This window comes from Mycolicibacterium alvei, from assembly GCF_010727325.1.
Classification (GTDB): Bacteria; Actinomycetota; Actinomycetes; order Mycobacteriales; family Mycobacteriaceae; genus Mycobacterium; species Mycobacterium alvei.
In genome coordinates this window covers 133,349-151,545 of the sequence record NZ_AP022565.1, presented here as the reverse complement: position 1 = coordinate 151,545, position 18,197 = coordinate 133,349, and the positions used below count along the sequence as shown (strand labels likewise).

19 protein-coding genes, 1 tRNA gene and 1 pseudogene are annotated in these 18,197 nt (G+C 64.6%); 15 read left to right on the top strand and 6 right to left on the bottom strand.

All coding sequences use genetic code 11. The features are described from left to right. The first annotated feature begins 170 nt into the window (after positions 1-170). The 11 genes and pseudogenes from G6N44_RS00675 to G6N44_RS29325 all read left to right on the top strand — a co-directional run. Positions 171-614, top strand: a complete 444-nt coding sequence (locus tag G6N44_RS00675; protein ID WP_163660252.1) for a hypothetical protein — start codon at positions 171-173, stop codon at positions 612-614. Then, entirely contained in the window at positions 614-973 is a 360-nt protein-coding gene (locus G6N44_RS00670; RefSeq protein WP_163660250.1) for a hypothetical protein, read from the top strand. Before G6N44_RS00675 ends, G6N44_RS00670 begins: the two co-directional genes overlap by 1 nt. Beyond that, on the top strand, positions 970-1,158 hold the full coding sequence (locus G6N44_RS00665) for a hypothetical protein (protein ID WP_163660248.1): 189 nt from the start codon (positions 970-972) through the stop codon (positions 1,156-1,158). The genes G6N44_RS00670 and G6N44_RS00665 overlap by 4 nt, the downstream gene beginning before the upstream one ends. A gap of 161 nt (positions 1,159-1,319) precedes the next feature. After that, complete coding sequence (locus G6N44_RS00660) at positions 1,320-1,559, top strand: hypothetical protein (protein ID WP_163660246.1); 240 nt, start codon at positions 1,320-1,322, stop codon at positions 1,557-1,559. Beyond that, positions 1,556-3,757: a type IV secretory system conjugative DNA transfer family protein gene (locus G6N44_RS00655; protein WP_163660244.1), complete on the top strand. Its 2,202-nt coding sequence runs from the start codon at positions 1,556-1,558 to the stop codon at positions 3,755-3,757. The genes G6N44_RS00660 and G6N44_RS00655 overlap by 4 nt, the downstream gene beginning before the upstream one ends. Continuing rightward, a complete protein-coding gene (locus G6N44_RS00650) occupies positions 3,754-4,749 on the top strand; it encodes a replication-relaxation family protein (protein ID WP_163660242.1) in 996 nt (331 codons plus the stop codon). Before G6N44_RS00655 ends, G6N44_RS00650 begins: the two co-directional genes overlap by 4 nt. After that, a complete protein-coding gene (locus G6N44_RS00645) occupies positions 4,746-5,885 on the top strand; it encodes a DNA-methyltransferase (protein ID WP_163660240.1) in 1,140 nt (379 codons plus the stop codon). Before G6N44_RS00650 ends, G6N44_RS00645 begins: the two co-directional genes overlap by 4 nt. Beyond that, positions 5,869-6,195, top strand: a complete 327-nt coding sequence (locus tag G6N44_RS00640) for a hypothetical protein (protein ID WP_163660238.1) — start codon at positions 5,869-5,871, stop codon at positions 6,193-6,195. The genes G6N44_RS00645 and G6N44_RS00640 overlap by 17 nt, the downstream gene beginning before the upstream one ends. 138 nt (positions 6,196-6,333) lie before the next feature. Next, entirely contained in the window at positions 6,334-6,945 is a 612-nt protein-coding gene (locus tag G6N44_RS00635; protein WP_163660236.1) for an antirestriction protein ArdA, read from the top strand. 61 nt (positions 6,946-7,006) lie between these two features. Next, positions 7,007-7,552, top strand: coding sequence for a helix-turn-helix domain-containing protein (locus G6N44_RS00630; RefSeq protein WP_235682904.1), 546 nt, complete (start codon positions 7,007-7,009; stop codon positions 7,550-7,552). A 2-nt stretch (positions 7,553-7,554) separates the two neighbouring features. Continuing rightward, positions 7,555-8,592, top strand: a pseudogene (locus tag G6N44_RS29325) (recombinase family protein); the annotation flags it as partial. Positions 8,593-8,601: 9 nt separating this feature from the next. On the opposite strand, the gene G6N44_RS29320 reads toward G6N44_RS29325, so the two are convergent. Together G6N44_RS29320 and G6N44_RS00620 are read right to left on the bottom strand one after the other, a co-directional pair. Continuing rightward, positions 8,602-8,748: a hypothetical protein gene (locus tag G6N44_RS29320; protein WP_235682903.1), complete on the bottom strand. Its 147-nt coding sequence runs from the start codon at positions 8,746-8,748 to the stop codon at positions 8,602-8,604. 490 nt (positions 8,749-9,238) lie between these two features. Then, positions 9,239-9,315: transfer RNA gene (locus G6N44_RS00620), tRNA-Ile, on the bottom strand. Positions 9,316-9,409: 94 nt separating this feature from the next. Here G6N44_RS00620 and G6N44_RS00615 point away from each other — a divergent pair. Genes G6N44_RS00615 through G6N44_RS00605 form a run of 3 tightly spaced genes read left to right on the top strand, consistent with a single transcriptional unit; the run spans position 9,410 to position 12,053 of the window. After that, positions 9,410-9,790 (top strand): phage holin family protein, encoded by a 381-nt coding sequence (locus tag G6N44_RS00615; RefSeq protein WP_163660233.1) that lies wholly within the window; start codon positions 9,410-9,412, stop codon positions 9,788-9,790. A 17-nt stretch (positions 9,791-9,807) separates the two neighbouring features. After that, positions 9,808-10,848 carry a threonine aldolase family protein gene (locus tag G6N44_RS00610; RefSeq protein ID WP_179964456.1) on the top strand — a complete coding sequence of 347 codons (1,041 nt, stop codon included), beginning with the start codon at positions 9,808-9,810 and terminating at the stop codon, positions 10,846-10,848. Continuing rightward, entirely contained in the window at positions 10,845-12,053 is a 1,209-nt protein-coding gene (locus tag G6N44_RS00605; RefSeq protein ID WP_163660229.1) for a serine hydrolase domain-containing protein, read from the top strand. The genes G6N44_RS00610 and G6N44_RS00605 overlap by 4 nt, the downstream gene beginning before the upstream one ends. A gap of 5 nt (positions 12,054-12,058) precedes the next feature. On the opposite strand, the gene G6N44_RS00600 is transcribed toward G6N44_RS00605, so the two are convergent. From G6N44_RS00600 to G6N44_RS00585, 4 genes are read right to left on the bottom strand one after another with little or no spacing between them, the layout of a single operon-like run. Next, entirely contained in the window at positions 12,059-12,871 is an 813-nt protein-coding gene (locus tag G6N44_RS00600) for a carboxymuconolactone decarboxylase family protein (RefSeq protein WP_235682902.1), read from the bottom strand. Positions 12,872-12,908: 37 nt separating this feature from the next. Next, positions 12,909-13,589, bottom strand: coding sequence for a YwaF family protein (locus G6N44_RS00595; protein WP_163660227.1), 681 nt, complete (start codon positions 13,587-13,589; stop codon positions 12,909-12,911). 5 nt (positions 13,590-13,594) lie between these two features. Further along, positions 13,595-14,956 (bottom strand): metallopeptidase TldD-related protein, encoded by a 1,362-nt coding sequence (locus tag G6N44_RS00590; protein ID WP_163660225.1) that lies wholly within the window; start codon positions 14,954-14,956, stop codon positions 13,595-13,597. Next, the gene (locus G6N44_RS00585; protein ID WP_163660223.1) at positions 14,953-16,470 is read right to left on the bottom strand and encodes a TldD/PmbA family protein; all 1,518 of its coding nucleotides are present in this window, start codon (positions 16,468-16,470) and stop codon (positions 14,953-14,955) included. The genes G6N44_RS00590 and G6N44_RS00585 overlap by 4 nt, the downstream gene beginning before the upstream one ends. Positions 16,471-16,520: 50 nt before the next feature. Between G6N44_RS00585 and G6N44_RS00580 the strand changes: the two genes are divergently transcribed. Then, positions 16,521-18,188, top strand: a complete 1,668-nt coding sequence (locus G6N44_RS00580; protein WP_163660221.1) for a sulfatase-like hydrolase/transferase — start codon at positions 16,521-16,523, stop codon at positions 18,186-18,188. Positions 18,189-18,197: the final 9 nt, after the last annotated feature.

The following is an 18,197-nucleotide window of genomic DNA, read 5'->3' as shown; positions in this document are numbered from 1 at the left end:
CCGACGAATGCGCAGCGCACCACATCGCGCTTGAAATCGTCCGCGATCGAGGGCACGCCGACCAGTACGCAGCTCCACGCCAAGCGAGTGCATCGACCACCGGCCCCGCGTCGCGGCGGTTTGCCGACACGCTTCGCTGCACCCATTCATCCCCAACCAAGGAGGTCATCATGTCCAAGCGCACACCACATGTGTTCAGCTTCGAAAGTCCCTACGAACTCGCCGATACCGTCGACACCTTCCGCGATGTCCTGTGCGATGTCTACGCGGGATACGCGGGCCGCGATGTTGTCCTGGCGTTGCAGCCGGACCAGGCACCGCCGCTGACGTCCGAACTCTATGTACGGGCACCGGCAGCGCCACACTCGCCCGGCCATGACCTGATTGATTTCGTCGTCGGCAACAGGGCGCAGACGTACTGGGCTGCCACCATCACGTTCGTGCAGCACGGCAGCATGACGCTTGGCGAGGTCAACCTCGACCGACCCAAGATCGATCTCAGAAGGACCGCCGCGGGTTTCAAGCTTGACGAGTACTTGGTCTTGCGGGATCGGCTGCCCGGCGCGCTGCGCAACCGGCTCGGCTTCATCATCACGAGGCTGGACTTCAGCTGATGATCACCTACGACAGCACCCTCTGGGATACGCACGAGGACCTGCTGGATAAGTACGAGGACCTCAAGGAAGAGCTGTCCGCCATGAGTCTGGCGTACGAACATCCGCCGCTGCTACGGGAGGCATGCGAGAAATTGGACGCCTCCGTCGAGTACGTCAAGGAGTTGTCACCGTTGGCGGCCCCGGAGCTCGACCGGCTGCGGGAAGAGCGATTCAGACAGTGGGAAGCAGCGGACAGACCGTACTGGTACGGCGAAATGATCGAAGTGGCCTATGAATTCAACGCGATCAGAGACGCCCTTCTCGCCGTGATCGCCGAACTGGAGGGGATCGCAGAGCGGGCGGGTGAGCGCGGATGAGACAAAACAACTGGATCGACCGCGCCATCGGCTGGTGCTTCGGCATCCTGCTCGGCGTGATCACGCTGACCTGCGCGGTCCAGCTGATCACGGCAATGCTGCCGGCTTTGGTCATCATTATTGGCCTCGCCGGACTCGTTTATGTCGGCTCCGTTGTAATTTCTACATTGCGAAATCGATGGTGATTTTATGGTCATCTACCTCTATTGACAGATAGTCAAAGTTGTTGTGGCGCAACATAAACATATTGACTATTGATTCAATTCAATAGATAATGCAGTCACGGCTTTGAACCGAATTCATTAAGCCGGAAACCAATTAATCACATTTGAACTGGAGGACAACTATGTCTAAAACAGGAAGACTCAATCACCGCCGCGGGTCTCGCGGCACACCAAAAGCCGAGCGGCACATCGTCGTTCGCAGCGTCCGCCGCGATGAACCTGACCTACGCAAACTCAGCCGCGCAGTCATCGCCATCGCGCTCCGTGACGCAGAAGCCCAAGCCGAAGTCCGCGACGCCATGAAGATTGGCAGCAGCACCGAGGCGGGCGAGGGCACCGTGCTCATGGGAGAGCGCGGATGACCCACACGAGTGATGCCACCGTGTCGGCGGGTTCGCTGGTGTGGCAGCAACTGTTCTGGCCGCAGCCGCTCACAGAAGCGACCGCGTTCGGACTCTTGCGCCACTGGGCAGCGCAATCCCACGCACCGCAACTCATTCTGGAAGCGCGCGCCGATGTGACTGGCGTGGAATACCTGATCGGTAGTCAGCTCCGGCACCAAGCGGCCGTCCGCCGTGCTGTCGAGCAACTGGTCGACGGATCGATCGTCACCAGTTTCCAGGCCGCCGATCGCGAGTCCATCGGGACCGCGCGCCGAATCCAGTTGAGCACCAATACCCGTCAGCTAGAGCCCGCTGACGCGGTGGCATCACACCGCTCGATCCTGCACGCTCTGACCGCCGTGCGAAAGGGCGAGCGCCTGACGCTCCAGATCACTCTGGGCCCGCGTCAACATCCCAAGGGCGTCCCTGCCGCCCCGCACTGGGAGAACCAACTGCTGATGTCCAAGCTGCTCAACGGCATCCAGGCTGACACCCGACCCGGCGCCCGGCAAGCCCTGGCACACAAACTCGGACAACACGCCTTCTCGGCAACCGTGCGCCTCGGGGTCGAGGCAGCCACCGCCACCCGCCGCAAGACCTTGCTGCTCGGCCTGGCCGCCGCCATCGGCACCACCGAATCACCGGATGTCCGCATCACCTTGCGGCAGGAGAAGGCCGAACGGGTCAACACACCACGCGCCTCCTGGTCGGTGTTCACCCCGGCGCAGCGACTCACCGTGACCGAGGTCGCCCGCCTGTCCGGCTGGCCGATCGCCGACCACGACGAACAATATCCAGGCCAACCGCCGCTGCACCCGCGTCCGGTACAACCGAGCGCTCAATTGCGCTCTGGGAACCGGGTTGTGGCTGATGCCAGTGCACCTGGCGCTGGTGGCACGACGATCGGCTACGACACCACCGACGCCTTGCGCCATACCTGGGTCATCGGCCCAAACGGGGTAGGGAAGAGCACCCTGCTGCTCAACCTGATCCTGCAAGATCTTGAGGCCGACCGGCCGATCGTGGTTATCGAACCCAAGGACCTGATCGCCGATTTGCTGGCGCGCATCCCGGAGAAGCGGCGAGGCGACATTGTTGTCCTCGATCCCTTCGACGCGGCCCCGGTCGGCATCAATCCGCTCGATGCCGCCCACCGCCACGGCCGATCACCTGAGGTCGTCGCCGACAGCCTATTCGGCACCTTCAAATCGATCTGGGGCGACAGCCTCGGCCCCCGCTCAGCTGACATCCTGCGCAACTGCCTCGACCTGCTGGCCCGCCGCGACGACGCCACCCTCGTCCAATTGCCGCTGCTGCTCACCAATCCCGGCTTCCGCCGCCGCCTGACCAAGGGCGTCATGGAGCGCGACCCCTTTGCCTCCGGCCCCTTCTGGCAGTGGTTCGACAGCCTCTCCCCCGAGGCCACCGCCACCACCATCGCCCCACTGTCCAACAAACTGCGCCCGCTCCTCAGCAAGCCACTGAGAGACGTTCTTGCTCAGCAGCATCCGAAGTTCAACGTCCGCCAAGTGCTGCGCGAGAAGAAGGTGCTCCTGGTGCCACTCCAGAAGGGCATCATCGGACCGGAGAACGCCCAACTGCTCGGCGCGCTCGTCGTGGCAGAACTGTGGCAGGCCATCCGCGAACGGGCCGGAACTCCTGAAGCTGGCCGCGATCCGGTCATGGTCTACATCGACGAGGTACAGGACTACCTGCGCCTACCTACCGGCCTCGGCGACGCGCTGGCCACCGCCCGCAGCCTCGGCGCCGCATTCCACTTGGCGCACCAATACGAAAAGCAGCTGCCCCCAAGCATGCTGGACGCCTTCCGCAACAACGCCCGCTCCCGCATCTGCTTCCAGCTCCAAGCCGGTGATGCCAAAGAGATGACCGCCGGGCAATCCGTGCTGACGATCGAGGACTTCACCCGGCTACCCGCCCACCACGTCTACGCCAGCCTCGTCCGCGACAACGCCGTGCAGCCCTGGGCCTCCGGTGTCACCAAACCGGCACCCCCACCGAGCGCTGATCCGTCCGCGATTCGCAGCCTGGTGCGCGAGCGCTACGGCCAACCCCTGGCCGACATCGAAGCCGGCTTCACGGCCCTCATCGAGGGCGCGGCAGACAGCGACGACTCGAACAGCATCGGTGCACCAAGGCGAAGGAGGCAACCATGAACATGCAACAGCCGCAGCCAAATGCATCGGCGCCGCGCCCTCCGATCGCCACTCCGGTCGCATCGAACGGCACTACCACATCACCCCTGGCAGATGACCAATCTGGCCCGATACCGTCAGCGAATAGTGGTGCCCCACGGGGCACCACAACACCCGCCAACACGTCCATACGCCAACGCATCTCAGCCACTGGCATAGACGTCATCGCCGATCAACTATCCGATCGTGACCATGCCATCCTGCGGTCTGTCGACGCGCATCAATTCCTAACCGTCCATCACATCGAAGCCCTGCATTTCGATCCGATTGCCCCGGCCGCTCGCAGTCGCATCACCCGTCTCGTACTGGCCCGGCTCCGAGAGTTACGCGTACTCGGCGCCCTTGATCGCCGCATCGGCGGCACGCGAGCCGGATCACAGGGCTTGATCTACCACGTCGGCGTTGCCGGTGATCGACTGCTGGCACGTGCCGTCCGCCGAAGCGCGCGACTGCGATACGAGCCCTCGGCCCGTTTCCTTAACCATCGGCTGGCCATCGCCGATGCGCACATTGCGCTGATTCAAGCGGACCAGGCCCAAACGATCGAACTCGTTGCCAGTGCAGTCGAACCCGTCACCTGGCGGACCTTCACCGGCCTCGGCGCATCTCGTCGGACGCTCAAGCCTGATCTGTTCGCCGAAACCGCCACCACCGACGACCTGGTGCACGCCTGGTTCATCGAGATCGACCTTGGCACTGAGAGCATCCCAACACTGCTCAAGAAGTGTCGTGAGTACGAGGCCTATCGCCAGAGCGGCATCGAGCAGGACCGCCACGGCGCTTTCCCGCTCGTCGTCTGGTCGATCACCCATCCAGACCCAGCAAAGGCCGCACGGCGCCGCCAGGCGCTCGCAGAGGCCATCGCTGCCGACCCCCGATTACCAACCCAACTCTTCAGCATCGTCGCCCCTGACGCCTTGCTGACCGTCATCCAGAAAGGAGGTGCGCAATGAGTACCCCAATCGCATTGCCGCGTAACCACATCATCCTCGGGGACGCCCTCGACCGGCTCCGACAACTCCCGGACGCCTCGGTCGACTCGGTGATCACCAGCCCGCCGTACTTCTCGCTCCGCGACTATGGCGCAGACGGTCAACTCGGTCTCGAAGGCCATGTCGATCAATGGGTCGAAGAGTTGGCCGCCATCAGTGAGCAGGTCGCCCGCGTCCTGGTGCCCACCGGCACTTACTGGCTCAACCTGGGTGACACCTATTCGACTCATCCGTCGCAGGGGGCGAAGCGAAAGAGCTTGCTGATGGCACCCGAACGGGTGGCAATACGGCTGCAGAAGGACGGCTGGATCATTCGCAACAAGATCATCTGGGCCAAGCCCAATCCCATGCCCACCAGCATCCGAGACCGGCTCAACTGCACCCACGAAGTCATCTACGTCTTCGCCAAGCAGCCGAAATACTTCTTCGACCTCGACGCCATCCGCGTCCCGCACACCTCAGCGATCAAGGCCGGATCAAAGAAAGCGCACACAGCGCACCGGGAATCGTGGCGCGGCCCCAACAGCATGTCCGGTAAGGGCCTGCACGGCATGATGGCCTCCGGCCGCGTCGGGCATCCGCTGGGCAAGAACCCCGGCGACGTCTGGACCATCGCACCGGGCGGCTATCGCAGCGCGCACCATGCCATCTACCCGCTGGCGCTCGCCGAACGCATGGTCGCCGCCGGCTGCCCAGAAGCCCGCTGCACCCGCTGCCGCCTGCCATGGCAACGACCCGTCATCCGGGCACTCGGTGGAACAGCGACTCGTGCCGCGCTCGCACCGACCTGCAAATGCGAGACCGACAGCGAACCCGGCTTGGTGCTCGATCCCTTCACGGGCAGCGGCACCACCGCCGTCGCCGCCGAGAAGATCCGACGCGACTGGCTCGGCATCGAACTCAACCCCGAGTTCGCGAACTCCGCCGAGGCACGCATCACCGCAGCCCGCGAGGGGCCGCCTGCCACACCAGCCGAGACCAGCACCCCTAGGACCCAGCCGCTGCTTCGTCAGTGTCATGCGGCCGTACCCGTAAACCCATCAAGGGCTTACCGGCCGCAGCGCACCGAGGAGGTCGCACATGTCCACACCCGATGATTTGACCCGAGGCGTCAAAACCCTTGGCATCAAACTCAAGCCCGACGTCCACGCACAACTGAGCTTCATCGCCCAGCTGCGTGACGGCACCATCACCGATGAAATCCAGATCGCCATCGCCGAGCACATCACACGCTCCCGAAACGATCCGGACCTCGCCAGCAAGGCAGCCGAAGCCCGCGCCGAAATCGAGCGCGAAGCCGCAGCCCGCCAGCAGGCCATCGCCACCCTGTTCGCCGACGGCGGCGACACCACCGCAGCCCGGCAACGCCGGACCACGAAGGGAGGCGACAGCCCATCGGACACCTGACGGTGCCCACCGTCGAGCACGGGCGACCGTGACCTCACGGTGCACACGGGCCGGCGGGAAGCAGATCGAGCCACATGCGCTCTCTGCTTCCCGTCCGGCCCCTTCAACCCACAAATCAAGAACAGAAGGGAGGTGAGAATGAATGAAACCCACCACGAACCAACCCAACCCGAGCCTCAGCCAGACGCTGAGACAGATCATGAGGCGGAATCGAATCCGTCTCCTGCCATTTACGTCGCCAGCCTGGCCGACTACAACAACGGCGTCCTCCACGGCAAATGGATCGACGCTGCACGCGAGCCCTGGGAGATCCAGGCCGACATCAACGACATCCTGGATAGCTCCCGTCAGCCCGACGCCGAAGAATGGGCAATCCACGACTACGAACAATTCGGCAGCTGGCGAGTCGGCGAATACGACTCAATCGAATCGATATCCCGAATCGCCAAAGCCATTCGCCAGCACGGCCCGGCCTTTGCGAGCTGGCTCAGCATATTTGACCGGCTCCCCGAGGACTTCGACAACTTCCGCGAGTCCTACCTCGGCCACTACGACTCGATCGAAGATTACGTCGAGCAGATGGCCGACGACCTCGGCTACGCCAAGGAAATGGACAGGCTTCCCGAGCACCTGCGCCACTACGTGCGTATCGACTTCGCAGCCATCGCACGCGATATGGACCTGTCAGGCGACATCACCGCTGTTGACAACCCGACCGGCGGGGTGTGGATTTTCCGCGCACACCTCTAGCCACGACGAGCTCGACAGCCAGACTCAGCCACATTTCAGAATTGCAATAAACCATTATAAAATGGCCACATTTTGCATTCTAGAATGGCGCATTTGTATTGATTTTGTTCAATGCACCATTGTACAATTAATGGTACAAGGGGGCGCCATTCTTATGACACCAGAACAAACCGTAAAACTGATCAATTTACTAAAGAACACACGCGAGAAGTTGAACCTGAGCGTCAACGAAGTCGCACGCCGGGCCGACGTCGATCCAGGCACCGTCTGGCGTATCGAGCAGGGCATGATCGCCAAGCCGCGGATGGAGAGCCTGGTGGCGATCGCCCGCGTGCTCGACATCAACACCGCCGACCTCTTCACCACGGTGGGCTGGTTGAACGCAGACGAACTGCCATCGCTCAGCACGTACCTTCGCGCCAAGTTCGGCGACTTATCCGATGCAGCCATCACCGACATCAAGCACTACGTCCATCGAACTCAATACGTCTACAGCCTCGCCGACAGTCACTCGCACACGGCCTCAGCCGCCGCGAGACTCTCGGGGAACCGCACCAACCGTCGTTCTCCTGACTCGCCGCCGTCCCGACCATCGAAGGAGAAATAAGTATGAGCCTGCCCAACGATTTCGAGGACGCTGCGAAGGCTGTTCTCTACCTTCGGGTGTCGAGCAAGAAGCAAATGGACACCGCCGTCGACATCGATCCGGACGGCAATTCCATCGCCACACAACGAGAAGTCAGTACCCGCAAGGCCAACAGTCTTGGTGCCGATGTCGTCCGCGAGTTCGTGGAGCCTGGCGTTTCGGCATCCACCATCGAAAAGCGTCAAGCATTTCAGGACATGCTGGCGTTCCTGCGTGAGAACCCGGATGTGCGCTACGTCATCGTCTATGCGCGCTCCCGCGCCTTCCGCAATTACATCGACGCCGCCATCACCAAGCGGCTCCTCGACAAGTTGAACGTCAAACTCGTCTCCGCCCGTGAGGATTTCGGTGACGGCGTCTACGCCGACATGATGGAAGCCGTCACCGACATCTTCAACGATGTCCAGAACAAGCTCAGTGGTGAAGACATTCGAATCAAGATGCAGCATAAGGCCGTGAATGGAGGGACGCTTGGACCGGCCCGCATCGGCTACCTCAACACCCGCGTTCAAGTTGAGGGGCGAATGGTCAACTCCATCAGTCTCGATCCAGAACGCGCACCCTTGGTACGGAAGGCCTTCAAGCTCTACGCGACCGGCGAATATTCGATTGACCGACTCACCGCGACGATGGCTGACCTGGGGCTGACATCAAGGCCATCCGCCCGATGGCCGCAGATCCGACCAGTATCGGACAGCACCCTGCATCGAATGCTGCGCGACCCCTACTATTCAGGCTTCGTTGTCTATAAGGGCGCGGTCTATCCCGGCCGTCATGAGGCCATCGTCAGCCACGACGTCTTCGATCGTGTCCAAGACATCCTCAACCTGCGAAGCGACACTGGCCAGCGTGATCGCGCGCTGACCCACTACCTCAAGGGAGTCCTTTTCTGTCAGCGTTGCCACGAGCAGGGGCGCACCGCCCGCCTGATCTATACAGAGGCGAAAGGGAAGAACAAGAAGCGCTACGGCTACTTCTTATGCCGCGCCCGACAGGAAGGGCTTTGCGACCTACCACACCTGCGTGCCGAGCTCGTCGAGGAGGCCGTGATCGAGCACTACACCACCCTGCGACTGACTGATGACTTCCGACATGAGGTGCGTGCGCGACTCGAAGATGCTGTCGCTGACGACCAGACGAGCGCGCGCGAATTCCACGCGTCGCTGACACGCAGACTCAAGGACCTCGACGAACGCGAGTCCAGGTTGATCGATCTTGCTGCCGACGACGCACTTCCACAGGCGAAGATCCGCGCGAAGCTTCGCGAAGTCCAGAAGGAGAGGGCCCGTACACAAGCCGGTCTCACGAACACCAGCGAGGAACTGTCAGTCGGGGCGTCAGTGCTCCGGGACGCGTTGCACCTGGTCGAGGACCCACAGAGGCTCTACCGGAATGTTGCTGATGACGTTCGTCGGCATCTCAACCAAACTTTCTACGAACGTTTCTATATCGATGATCTTGATGTCGCGGGTGACCAGAAAACACCGCTGTTCGCCGAGCTCAGCGAGGCTGAAGCAGCGTATCGCCGCCAAACCTATGCTGACCAGCAAAAGGGCCCCCGCGAAGCGGAGGCTCTTGTCTCGACCTCGACAGACTCACTCACCTTGTCCGATCTTTTTTCGGTCAAGGTTTCGAGTAAGCCTGTCATGGTGGGGCGGGCGGGGCTCGAACCCGCGACCAATGGATTATGAGTCCACGGCTCTAACCGACTGAGCTACCGCCCCCGGGCGCGTCTGCGCCGCAATATGGTCGCACACAGCGCACACGCAGGCGCCAATGAGGGGCCGCAGGCGGGCCCGTCGCGGCTACGCTCACCGCATGGTCCGCTTTCTGCTGCGTACAGCGATCTTTTTAGGCTCCTCCGCCATCGGCCTGTTGGTCGCCGCGTGGCTGATTCCCGGGGTCTCGGTGTCGGTGTGGGGCTTCATCACGGCGGTGGTGATCTTCGCCGTCGCGCAGGCGCTCCTGTCGCCGTTCTTCCTCAAGATGGCCAGTCGCTACGCATCGGCATTCCTGGGCGGTATCGGATTGGTCTCCACCCTGGTCGCACTGGTGCTGGCCTCGGTCCTCACCCACGGGCTGAGCATCCGCGGTATCGGCTCCTGGATCGGCGCCACCGTGGTGGTCTGGCTGGTCACGGCCGTGGCCACGGTGGTGCTGCCGGCGCTGCTCCTCAAGAAGAAGGTCGCCTCGAAGTAGCGCTCGGCAGTGGGATCATGGCGAGCGTGCCTTCTCACGCGTTCGCCTCGGACAACGCAGCGCCCGCACACCCGACGGTGATCGACGCGATCATCGCCGCCAACCACGGCGCCGTCGCGTCCTACGGAAACGACCCGGTCACCCAGCACGCAGCCGAAGCCCTCAAGGCCATCTTCGACTCCCCTGACGCCGAGGTGCTGTTCGCGCTCACCGGCACGGCCGCCAACATCATCGCGCTGGCCTCGGCCGTGCGGCCGTGGCAGGAGATCCTGTGCAGCGATATCGCGCACTCGCTGGTCGACGAAGCCGGCGGACCGGTCCGGTTGTCGGGCGCCCCATTGACGAAACTGTCCAGCGATGACGGCCTGATCGACCCGGCTGCACTCGACGCCGCGGTGGCCCGTCGTGGGCCGGTGCACCACTCGCAGCCACGCATCGCCAGCATCACCCAGTCCACCGAGAACGGCCGGATCTGGACCCCGCACGCCATCAAGACCTTCATCGACCACGCCCACGACCTCGACCTGCTCGTCCACATCGACGGTTCCCGTATCGCCAATGCGATTGCCGCCCTGGATGTCTCTCCCGCAGCGGCCGTCGCGGACGCCGACATCATCACAGTGGGCGGCACCAAGAACGGCATGCTGATGGGCGATGCGATCCTGGTGCGCCGCCCCGATCTGTTCGACGGAATTCACTTCGTACAGAAGCAGATCGGCCAGCTGGCCAGCAAGCAACGCTTCGTCGCAGCCCAGTTCGAGGCGATGCTGAACGACGGACTGTGGCTGCAGACCGCGGCCCACGCCAACCACATGTCTGCCCGGCTCAGCGCGGGCTTGCAAGCACTCGGTCTGAGGCTGGCTGCCCCCACCGAAGCCAACGAGGTGTTCGTCGACCTCGAACCCGCGGCCTATGCCGCGGTCTCGGCCGGCTACGCCGTGCACCGCCCCGACCCGCTGCTGCCCACCGTGCGGTTCGTCTGTTCGTGGGCCACCACCGACGCCGAAGTCGACGACGTTCTGGAACTACTTGCACCGATTGCGACGCCACGGCGATGAAGGCATCACGCTTCATCTTCGCCATCCTCGCCGCGGCGCTGATCGTGGCGGGTTGTGCGTCACCCCAACCGCCGGCCCTCAAGACCATCGACCCAGCGCACTTTCAAACCATCGTGGAAAACGCCGCCGCCACACTGCGGGTGCCGGGAGCACTGGTGAAGCTGCAGACCCCGCAGGGCACCTTCACCGCCGAGGTCGGCACCACCGAACTGGGCACGACATCTCCGCCACAGCCCGACACCCATTTCCGGATCGCGTCCAACACCAAAACCATGACCGCCGCGCTGATCCTGCTGCTGGCCCAGGACGGCAAGCTCACCCTCGACGACCCGATTTCGGCTTATGTGCCTGGCGTGCCCCGCGGCGACGCCATCACCCTGGCCGATCTGCTGACGATGCGCAGCGGGCTGTACTGCTACACGTTCGCCCCGGAGCTCTCGGCCGAACTCGATGCCGAGCCGGCCAGGGCCTGGACCCCCGAACAGGTGCTGGCCATCGCGTTCGCCCATCCGGCGACCGCCCCGCCGGGCACCACCTACGACTACTGCAACACCAACTACGCGCTGCTGGGCCTGGTGGCGGAGAAGGCCGGCGGCGCCCCGCTGGCCGGGCAGTTCGACCGCCGCCTGTTCGGTCCGCTGGGCATGCACGACACCTCGTTGCCGGCCGCCGGCGATACCTCCCTCCCCCAGCCGTCCTCGCACGGCTACATGTACGGAAAGACGTTGTACGCGTTGGTCGATGAGGACTACCCGCCGGATCTGGCGACCGCAGCGCGAGCCGGGACCGTGCAACCGATCGACTACACCCACCAGAATCCGTCGTATGCCACCGCGGCCGGCGGCGTCATCTCCACAGCAGACGATCTGGCTATTTGGGTGCGGGCGTTGGTCACCGGCACGGTGTTCGACGACGACTTCGCCCAGCGGTGGCGGGACAGCCTGCGCCCCGAGGATCCGGACCGTCCCGACTGGCAGCAGTACGGCTACGGCATCAGCTTTCAACGGTACGGACCGCACGCAGCGATGTACTACCACGGCGGCGAGATGCCGGGGTTCAACTCATTCATCGGTTTTGACCCGGACAATGATGTGGCACTGGTGATCTGGACGAATCTGACCCTGTCACCGGAGGGGCAGACGACAGCCAACGCGCTGCTGCCTACGGTGCTCGACCAGATCTACCCGGGTCTGAATCTCGGCTGAGACGCTCAGCTGTAGATCGGCTGCCCGTCGGGGCCGAGCCGATACTCCTCGGTGCCCTCGTCAACGCGGGCCGCGTCGGCGCCCAGTGCGACGGCCACCTTGTTGCAGGCGTTGCGCATGACGTCGAGGGTCAGCTCGACCGCCTCCTCCAGCGAAAAATGTTGCCGAAGCTCCTCACCGGACACCTGAGAAGGCGCCCAGATGAGCGCATCGACGTAGCGCAGCGCAGCCTTGTGCCGATCGGACAGGTCGGAGTTCTCGAAGTCGTCGATACCGTCATAGTCGGACTCGGTCGCCCCGGCCTCCAAGGCCGCGGACTCCCGCAGCGACTTGCACAGCCGGCAGTTGTGTTGGCGGGCCCCGCGTAGCCGCACTATCTCGGTGGTCACCGGGTCCAGCGCACGCATCCGCCCCACGGCTGGCACGAAGGTGTCGAGCACGTAATCGGCCGGGTTGGTTTCGTGGTCCCAGACGACGGGTTCGGCCGGCCACTCCACACTCAGTGCGGTCAACCCGGCGCGCATCCGCGGCACGAAGTCGGCCACAAAGATCAGCATCGTCACGGTGAACACGTCGGGCCCGAGCAGATCGGAGAACGCGGCCCGCTGTGCGGTGGTGACGCCGGTGACGTCCATGCTGAACTGCTCGGCGAACTCGGTGACCATGGGGTCGACGGCGCCGCCGCGGGTCTCCGCCGGCAGGGGCGGCAATCCCAGCGTCGACGCGCACACCTCACGCACGTCGGCATTGATATCGGCCAACTTTGGCGGAGACAACGCAACCAGGTGCGTCAACTCATGGAGCAGATCGGCGGACACACCGGCAGTATCCTCCACCGGGTCCGGCAGCGTGCGGTTACCCGGCCCGTTCCCATGGCCACGTCATGAGCGCCCACACCACCAGCACCAGCGCACTGGCCACCAGAACATAGACCGGCCAGGGACCCATCACGTCGAGTAGCGACGCCGTGGCGGGTTTGGCGTTGAGAAACCCGTAGTTGGTGCCTGCGATTCCGTTGAACGTCATGGTTCCCGCCGCCCATGCCGCGGTCACCGCCACCGCGAGTCGGTAGTCGCGCCACCGGGGACGCATCCCACGGCCCCAGGTCAGATAGATCGCGGCCCAGACCACCAGCAGGTGAATCGACCAGAACGCCAGGAACTCGTAGTGCGGGAAGTCCGGGCTCTTGAGCACCGGCGAGATCAGTGCCTGAGTACTCAGCACCAGCCCCCAGTAGTAGGTGAGTACGAATGCCCACTGCCGCTGCGACCACAGCGCGTAGGCACCCACGACGGTCGCCAGATCGGTCAACCGCAACGGCACCGACCGTTCGATGGACGGCGGGATGAGCGTGTAGGCGAGCATCGCGACATAGATCGTGGCGGTCAGGGCGCCGAGAAAACGGCCGAAAACCCGGGATTGATGTTCGGTCTGGCGGCGCCCGAGCCAGACCGACAGAATCGCACCGGCGACGAACACGGCGATCACGGCCCAGTGTGACGGACCGTATGTCGTGAATTGCCGTTGCGACAGCACTTAACTCATTGCGCCTGGCTCACCGAGGACATGTGGAAATCCGGGATCCGTAGCGTCGGCATGGACGCCCGAGTTGCCCAGTCGCCCCACTCGCGCGGCAGGGTCACCTCGCTGATGCCGGCCTCGGTGGCGCGCCGCAGCAGATCGAGTGGGCTCTCGTTGAAGCGGAAGTTGTTCACCGCGGCGGTCACCTCACCGTCCTCGATCAGATAGACGCCGTCACGCGTCAGCCCGGTCAGCAGCAGCACGGTCGGGTCGACCTCGCGGATGTACCACAGTGTGGTCAGCAGCAGGCCACGTTCGGTGCCGGCGGTCATATCAGCCAATTCCGTTGTGCCACCGGTCATCAGCAGGTTGTCGGCGGGCACCGCAACGGGTGTGCCGTATTCGGCGGCCACCGCCCGTGGATAGGCCAGCGCGTTGACCACGCCCTCGTGGATCCAGTCCACCCGGCCGATGTCCATGCCGTTGTCGAAGATCGACACCCGCTCCGAGGAACTCGGAACTGCGACGAACGGTTGGCAAGCCAGCGCCTGCGCGAACGGGTCCGAATACAGCGTCAGCCCCAGATCGGTGAGCTTCTCCCCCACCCGGGTCCCGCCCGGTGCCGACAGCGCGGTGCGCCCCTCCTGCGCCCCACGACCATCCATGGTCCAGGTCAGGTAGATCATCATGTCGGCCACGGTCGAGGGCGGCATCAGTGTCTCGTACCGGCCGGCCGGGAGTTCGACCGTGCGCTGGGCCCACCCCAGCTTCAGCGACAACTCGTCGAGCAGCGAATCCACCCGCACATCAACGAAATCCGACGTGCTCACCCCGGCCCAGGCACTGGCCCCGTCACGCTTGGCGTTGATCTCCACCGACCCGGTCGGCTGGGTGTAACGACGGCGCAGTCCGCTCGAGGTGGCCACGAACGTCGTCTCCATGACGTGGCGGGCATACCCGTACAGCCGATCGGAACCGGCAAACCCCTTGGCCAGCTCACCGGCCATGCCGGTGAACACCTGCGCACCCGTGCCGACCACCGGCGCATCCCAGTCGAACGGCACCCCGGTACCGGGCAACGGTGGCGCGGCATCGCGCGCCTCGGGCGAGGACACCGCGGCCCGCTGGGCCGCGGCCACCAGGTCCGGGATCACCGCCGGGTCCACCTCGGTGGAGCGGACCGACCCGACATGCGCCTTGTCACCGCGGCGCACGATCGAGATCACCGTGATGGTGCGACTGACCGTCTCACCGTTGGTGGTCATCGAGTTGCCGGCCCACCGCAGCGAGGCGTCAGCCCGGTCGGTGACCAGCACGACGGTTTCGGCACCGGGATCTGCTGCGGCCAAGGCGATTTCGACGACCTGCTGTGCGCCGATCATCGGCCGCCCTCCGTCCGGGTGTTCAGTACGTTGATGCCACGGAACAGGGCACTCGGGCAGCCGTGACTGACCGGCGCCACCTGCCCGGGCTGGGCCTTGCCGCAGTTGAAGGCGCCACCGAGACGCCAGGTCGACGGCCCGCCGACGGCCTCCATCGCACCCCAGAAATCGGTGGTGGTGGCCTGGTAGGCCACGTCGCGCAACTGCCCGTCCAGCCGGCCGTCACGGATCCGGTAGAACCGCTGACCGGTGAACTGGAAGTTGTACCGCTGCATGTCGATCGACCAGGACTTGTCGCCGACGACGTAGATGCCGTCGGACACCCGCGAGATCAGATCCTGCGTGCTGAGTTCTTCCGGCCCCGGCTGCAGCGACACGTTGGCCATCCGCTGGATCGGGACATGATGGGGCGAGTCGGCGTATGAGCAGCCGTTGGAACGCGCCTGCCCCAGCCGGGGCGCGAACACCCGGTCCAACTGATAGCCGACGAAGACGCCGTCGCGCACCAGGTCCCAGCTCTGCGCAGACACCCCCTCGTCATCGAAACCGACGGTGGCCAAGCCGAATTCCACGGTACGGTCGGCCGTCACGTTCATCACCGGCGAGCCGTAGCGCATGGTGCCGAGTTTGTCCGGGGTGGCGAACGACGTCCCGGCGTAGGCCGCCTCGTAGCCGATCGCCCGGTCGTATTCGGTAGCGTGCCCGATGGATTCGTGAATCGTCAGCCACAGGTTGGACGGGTCGATCACCAGGTCGGTGGGACCGGCGACCACCGAGGGCGCCTTGGTCTTCCCGGCCAGCAGTGTCGGCAGCTCGGCGAGCTCAGAGGTCCAGTCCCACACGTCATCACCGGCCAGGGCCTCCCAACCGCGTGCCGTCGGCGGGGCGAGTGTGCGCATGGTCTCGAACGACCCGGCGGCCGAGTCGACGGCCACCGCCTCCATCGTCGGCATCACCCGTACCCGCTGCTGGGTGACCGACGATCCGAAGGTGTCGGCGTAGAAGGTCTGTTCCTTGACCGCGTGCACCCCGGCCGAGACGTGGTCCACGCCGTCGGCGGCCAGCAGCCGGCCGGAGTATTCGCCGAGCAGCGCGATCTTGTCGGCGGCGGGGACCGCGAATGGGTCGACGCCGTAATCGGACACCCAGGTCAGATCCGTGTAGACGGGTTCGGCGGCAAACTCGATGCGCTCGGCGTTCAGGGGCGCGAGCGTCCTGGCCACCTGCACGGCGCGGCGGGCCGTCTCGGCCGCCACCTCCGGCGCCAGCTCGGCGTGAGAGGCAAACCCCCACGTGCCGTCGACGATCACCCGCACCGCCAGCCCGACCTCGCGGTTGACCACCGACATCTCCAGCTCGCCGTCACGTAGCTGGATGATCTCGGTGGTGATGCGGTGAATCCGCAGATCGGCATGGCTGGCGCCGGCCGCGGCTGCCGCGGACAGCGCCGCATCAGCCAACTCAAACCGGGGCAGCTCCAGGAAGTCGGCGTCCACACATCGTTGGGCTGTCACGATTCCCCACATTAGAGGGTGCTCTCAGCCTCGGCGCTTACCCTGACCAGATGGCAGAGCTCAGCAGACGGGCTGTTCTGGGTGGTGCCGTGGTGGCCGCCGGTGCGGTCGCCGCGGGAGTCGGCGGCTATCAGCTGCTGCGCAAGCCAGGCCCGAGCGCGGCCGCCCAACCCAACATCCTCGTCATCATCGTCGACCAGATGCGGGCGCCCCAGTGGTTCCCCGATACCCACCAACTGGGCGCGCTGCTGCCGAACCTCGAGCGGTTGCGGACGCGCAGCACGTCGTTCGGCTCGCACTACAGCGCATCGAACATGTGCACACCGTCGCGCGGAGTGCTGACCACCGGGCTGTACTCACACCAGACCGGATGTCTCTACACCGGCGAAGGCCCCACCGAGTCGACGCTGGCGGCCCGCTTCCCCACCTGGGGCACGATGCTGCGCGACGCCGGATACCGCACCTGGTGGTGGGGTAAATGGCATCTGGGCAGCGCGGCCGACAACACCCCCGACGGCCTGGATGTCCACGGCTTCTCCGGTGGCACCTACCCGTCCCCCAACGGCGCACCCAATCAGGGCCTGGCGCAGGATCCTTCGATCGTCGATCAGTTCGCCGGATGGTTCGACGCCCATGCGAGCGAGGGCCCGTGGTGCACCACTGTGTCCCTGGTCAATCCGCACGACATCTGCTGGTGGCCGAAAAACCCTCTGCCAGAAGATGTTCCACACTGGTTCAGTGCCAAGCCGGCGAACTTCGAGACCGCTGAGGATCTGCGCCGCCGGGGCAAACCCCAATTGCAGATCGACTACATGAACTTCATGTCGCCGTTGATGACCGGCGCGATGGACTACACCGGGCCCGAGGCGGCCGCGCAGTGGGCACGGTGCCTGGACATGTACCTGTGGCTGCATCAGCAGGTGGACACCCAGATCGGCCGGGTACTCGACACCCTCGCCGCCCGATCGGACATCGACGACAACACCGTCGTCGTCTTCACCTCCGACCACGGCGAGTACGCCGGATCGCACGGCCTGCGCGGTAAGGGCGCCGCGGTGTACGAGGAGAGCATCCGGGTGCCGCTCTACATCCGTGACCCGTCAGGTCATCTGACGCCTGGGCCCGGCGACACCCGCACCCAGCTGACGTCCAGCGCCGACCTGGCGGCGCTGCTGTTGACGATCGCGCACGGCGGGGCCGGCTGGCGCTCCCACTCCCGCTACTCCTACCTGTCCGGACGTGCCGACATCGCCGGTATGGCCGCCGACGCCACCGCGCAAGGCCGGCCGTGGATCGCCCACGCCACCGACGACATGTCGGTGGAAGAGATGGCGGCCTTGCTGAAATCACCGCTCGCCCAGAAGGTGTTCGGCGCCTCGGGCCCACCGACAGACATCCCGACGTCCGCGCCCAGCCACATCGTCGCCGTACGCACCCCCGAGGCCAAGCTCGGCATGTATACGTACTGGAGATCCGGCAGCATGGACATCGACACCTCGCGACCCATCCACCATGAGTTATACGACTACACAACCGATTCAGGAGCCCAGGAGCTGGACAACCAGGCGGGCCGCCACGCCAAGCAGGCCGACCTGCAGGCCCTGCTCGACCATGAGGTGCTCCCCGAACTGCGGGCGCCACTGCCGAGTTTCCTCGATGAGGCGCAGGAGCAGGGGTGGGCGAATATGAAGGAGCTCGCGACGCTGAGGGGCGGCTGAGCCGACAAA

Bases quoted from the DNA above. Each gene is read 5' to 3' on its own strand.
- G6N44_RS00675 (WP_163660252.1), top strand. From the start codon at position 171: ATGTCCAAGCGCACACCACATGTGTTCAGCTTCGAAAGTCCCTACGAA.
- G6N44_RS00670 (WP_163660250.1), top strand. From the start codon at position 614: ATGATCACCTACGACAGCACCCTCTGGGATACGCACGAGGACCTGCTG.
- G6N44_RS00665 (WP_163660248.1), top strand. From the start codon at position 970: ATGAGACAAAACAACTGGATCGACCGCGCCATCGGCTGGTGCTTCGGC.
- G6N44_RS00660 (WP_163660246.1), top strand. From the start codon at position 1,320: ATGTCTAAAACAGGAAGACTCAATCACCGCCGCGGGTCTCGCGGCACA.
- G6N44_RS00655 (WP_163660244.1), top strand. From the start codon at position 1,556: ATGACCCACACGAGTGATGCCACCGTGTCGGCGGGTTCGCTGGTGTGG.
- G6N44_RS00650 (WP_163660242.1), top strand. From the start codon at position 3,754: ATGAACATGCAACAGCCGCAGCCAAATGCATCGGCGCCGCGCCCTCCG.
- G6N44_RS00645 (WP_163660240.1), top strand. From the start codon at position 4,746: ATGAGTACCCCAATCGCATTGCCGCGTAACCACATCATCCTCGGGGAC.
- G6N44_RS00640 (WP_163660238.1), top strand. From the start codon at position 5,869: ATGTCCACACCCGATGATTTGACCCGAGGCGTCAAAACCCTTGGCATC.
- G6N44_RS00635 (WP_163660236.1), top strand. From the start codon at position 6,334: ATGAATGAAACCCACCACGAACCAACCCAACCCGAGCCTCAGCCAGAC.
- G6N44_RS00630 (WP_235682904.1), top strand. From the start codon at position 7,007: ATGGCCACATTTTGCATTCTAGAATGGCGCATTTGTATTGATTTTGTT.
- G6N44_RS00615 (WP_163660233.1), top strand. From the start codon at position 9,410: ATGGTCCGCTTTCTGCTGCGTACAGCGATCTTTTTAGGCTCCTCCGCC.
- G6N44_RS00610 (WP_179964456.1), top strand. From the start codon at position 9,808: ATGGCGAGCGTGCCTTCTCACGCGTTCGCCTCGGACAACGCAGCGCCC.
- G6N44_RS00605 (WP_163660229.1), top strand. From the start codon at position 10,845: ATGAAGGCATCACGCTTCATCTTCGCCATCCTCGCCGCGGCGCTGATC.
- G6N44_RS00590 (WP_163660225.1), bottom strand. From the start codon at position 14,956: ATGATCGGCGCACAGCAGGTCGTCGAAATCGCCTTGGCCGCAGCAGAT.
- G6N44_RS00580 (WP_163660221.1), top strand. From the start codon at position 16,521: ATGGCAGAGCTCAGCAGACGGGCTGTTCTGGGTGGTGCCGTGGTGGCC.